This window comes from Nocardia sp. NPDC004722 (assembly GCF_053601505.1).
In genome coordinates this window covers 1-3,137 of the sequence record NZ_JBSGBY010000804.1, presented here as the reverse complement: position 1 = coordinate 3,137, position 3,137 = coordinate 1, and the positions used below count along the sequence as shown (strand labels likewise).

Annotated in this window: 5 protein-coding genes; 3 read left to right on the top strand and 2 right to left on the bottom strand. The window is 65.8% G+C overall.

Annotated features, from left to right (window positions below; genetic code table 11):
* A partial coding sequence (locus tag ACWELQ_RS42170; protein ID WP_452402588.1) for a TetR/AcrR family transcriptional regulator occupies positions 1-248 on the bottom strand: 248 nt, incomplete at its 3' end.
* Between the two features lie 110 nt (positions 249-358).
* Between ACWELQ_RS42170 and ACWELQ_RS42165 the strand changes: the two genes are divergently transcribed.
* Positions 359-790, top strand: a complete 432-nt coding sequence (locus tag ACWELQ_RS42165) for an ester cyclase (protein ID WP_452402587.1) — start codon at positions 359-361, stop codon at positions 788-790.
* A gap of 128 nt (positions 791-918) precedes the next feature.
* Here the strand turns inward: ACWELQ_RS42165 and ACWELQ_RS42160 are convergent, their stop codons facing one another.
* On the bottom strand, positions 919-1,338 hold the full coding sequence (locus ACWELQ_RS42160; protein ID WP_452402586.1) for an SRPBCC family protein: 420 nt from the start codon (positions 1,336-1,338) through the stop codon (positions 919-921).
* Positions 1,339-1,484: 146 nt separating this feature from the next.
* On the opposite strand from ACWELQ_RS42160, the gene steA reads away from it, so the two are divergent.
* Entirely contained in the window at positions 1,485-2,696 is a 1,212-nt protein-coding gene (steA, locus tag ACWELQ_RS42155) for a putative cytokinetic ring protein SteA (RefSeq protein WP_452402585.1), read from the top strand.
* 7 nt (positions 2,697-2,703) lie between these two features.
* Positions 2,704-3,137, top strand: a 434-nt coding sequence (locus tag ACWELQ_RS42150) for a copper transporter (RefSeq protein WP_452402584.1), incomplete at its 3' end; no start/stop codon positions are given.

Below are 3,137 nucleotides of genomic sequence, written 5' to 3'. Positions count from 1 at the left end.
GAGCGGATCACGGTGTCGATGCGTTGTTCGGCGTCACCGGTGAGGCCGTCGAGCACGCCCACGAAATCGCGCCGCAGCGTCTCCTCTCGGGAGGCGATCTCGTTCCACAGCGACTGCGGGTTGGGGAAATACCGGTAGGCGGTGGCGGGGGAGACCCGGGCCGCCTCGGCGACCTCGGGAATCGAGGGTGAGTGGCCGTCTTTCGCGAGGGTTATCGCGGCCTGCAACAGCGCCTCACGGGTGCGCAACTTCTGATTCTGCCGACCGCTCGTGAGAAATTTCTCTTGACGTGAGACGCTCATCTCACGAAGATAGCAGAGTCTCATGAAATTGGTCTCACCGAACAGGGAGGAACGTGATGACCGAGCGGGTAATGACACCGGAGGAAATGAACGAGATCTACACCCGGCACGCCGCCGCGGAGGCGAGCAAGGATGTCGAGGGGATCCTGGCGACGCTCAGCGACGAGGTCGAACACGAGGTGGTGGGCGATCCGCGCGGAATCCTGCGCGACCATGCGGCCATCGGAGCCCGCTATCGGGAGCTGGTCGAATCCATCGACGAGGACAAGTTCGAGACCGTGCACCGGTACTACGGTGAGAACTTCATGGTCGACGAATCGCATTGGTGGGGGCGGGTGCCCGGGAACTTTCTGGGGATTCCGGGCAACAACCGGCAGGTCGACTTCCGAATCCTGCACGTCTGCGAATTCCGCGACGGGAAGATGACGCGCGAGAACGTCTGGCTGGACGTCGCGGCGGTGATGCAGCAGCTCGCACCCGCGCACTGATCGGGCGCACGCTCCGAGCAGATTTCCGGCGGGGCCTCAACCGACAACCGGCCGGGCCCCACGGGGCTCCGGCCGGAAATCTGTGCCGCCGCGCTGATTTCGAGGGGTGCGCGGCGGTGCTGGTGAAACTACTTCAGCGCCTTGCGGACCGCGCCGATGAGCTGGTTGGTGAGGGCGCGCAGGCCCGGTTCCAGGATGGCGTCCGGCACGGGCAGGCTCGGCTCGGATTCCATGGTGTACACGACCCGGGTGCCGCCGGGGGCGTCGGAGAAGCTGACGGTGCCGACGTGGCGCTTGACCGGCGCGCCCGCGATGACGCGATAGACCATGCGCTCGTTGGGGACCAGTTCGGTGGTCTCCTCGGTGGGGCCGATGCCGCCGATGCCGAGGTGGTACTGGGCGCCGACGCCGTTGGGCGCGCCGATGCCCGGCTTCTTGAGCGAGACCTTGATGGGCACATAGGGATTGATGCTGTCTCGCTCGGTGAAGAGCTTGTAGACGGTCTCGCGCGGGGCGGGAAGGACGGTGTCCACGGTGGTACTGGCCATGACGGGAGCATATCCTTACCCGCTAGTAAGAAGATAGGCGCGAATGGGACATTCCGTTCGAGCCGATGGCATCACAGTGACGGATCGTCATGCTGACCGGCGCGCCTCCACCATTGGTTGAGACTTTACGGTAATCATCGATCGTTATGAAGATGCTGGCCCTGCTTTCGCGCTCAACCGAAACGCTGCCTGGTCTGACCGGTATGGCCCGGGTGGACCGGAATACGAGGCGGTTGTTGCAGCGGGTGGGGCCGGGAGATGTCGTCGTCCTGGACGAGATGGACCTGGATCGGCTCACCGCCGACCGGCTCGTCGAAGCCCAGGTGGCGGTGGTCATCAACGCCTCGCCCTCGATCTCCGGCAGATATCCCAATCTGGGCCCGGAAGTGCTGGTGGCCAACGGCATTCAGCTGATGGACGCGGTCAGCTCGGACGTCTTCAAGAAGATCAAGGACGGCATCCGGGTCCGGGTCGAGGACGGCGTGGTCTACGCCGACAAGCTGTCGAAGAAGGAACCCGAGGCGCTCGTCGAGGGCATCGAGCTCACCGAGGCCGCCATCGCCGAACGCATGATCGAGGCCCGCAATGGGCTGGCCGATCATCTGGAGGCGTTCTCCGGCAACACCATCGAGTTCATCCGCACCGAATCCTCGCTGCTCATCGATGGAATCGGGGTGCCGGACGTCGAAATCGACATGAAGAAGCGGCATGTCGTGGTGGTGGCCGACGGCCCGGAGCATATCGAGGACCTCAAGCGCATCAAGCCGTTCATCAAGGAATACGCGCCCATCCTGATCGGCGTCGGACGCGGCGCGGACACCTTGACCCGCAACGGATATCGGCCCGACCTGATCGTGGGCGATCCAGAGGAGATCACCGCCACCACGCTCAAATCCGGTGCGGAGGTGATCCTGCCCGCCGATACCGACGGCCACGCCAAGGGTTTGGAGCGCATCCAGGATCTGGGCATCGGCGCGACCACCTTCCCGTCCTCGGGCGCGCCCGCGGATCTGGCGCTGCTGCTGGCCGATCATCACGGCGCGTCGCTGATCGTCACCGTCGGCGCGGCGGCTTCCCTCGACGACTTCTTCGACCGTGGTCGCCGCGATTCGAATCCGGCAACCTTCCTGACACGCCTCAAAATGGGCACCAAGCTGATGGATGCCAAAGCCGTTGCGGCGCTGTACCGTCACCGGGGCTCGGGGTGGGCGGTCGCGCTGGTGGTGCTGGCCGCGCTGGTCGCCCTGGTCGTCGCGCTGCTCGCCACCCACATGGGCGGTGAGGCGCTGACCTGGGCCACCGACACCTGGCATCGCGGATCGCACTGGGTACAGGGGCTATTGGACCGGCAAAAGTAGAGGACTCATGATTTCCTTTCGCCACCATGCGATTTCGATCGCCGCGGTATTCCTGGCCCTGGCGGTCGGCGTGGTGCTGGGCACCCGCACCCAGGGCAACGGATTGTTCCCCGGCGCGGGCGACCGGCAGCAGGTCACCGATCTGCGTGCCGAGAACGCACGGTTGAGCGAACAGGTGAAGGCCGCCGACGCGTTCCTGTCGGGCGCGGCGGGCAAACTGCTGGCGGGCAGTCTGGCCAACCGGTCGGTACTGCTGTTCACCACTCCCGACGCGGACAGCGGTGACGCCGACGCGGTCACGGCCGCGCTCACCACCGCCGGGGCCACGGTCACCGGCCGCGTCGGGCTCACCGGCGCGTTCACCGACTCCTCCGAGGGCGATCGCCTGCGCACCGCGCTGGTGAACGTGGTGCCCGCGGGCGCGCAGCTCAAGATCGACGC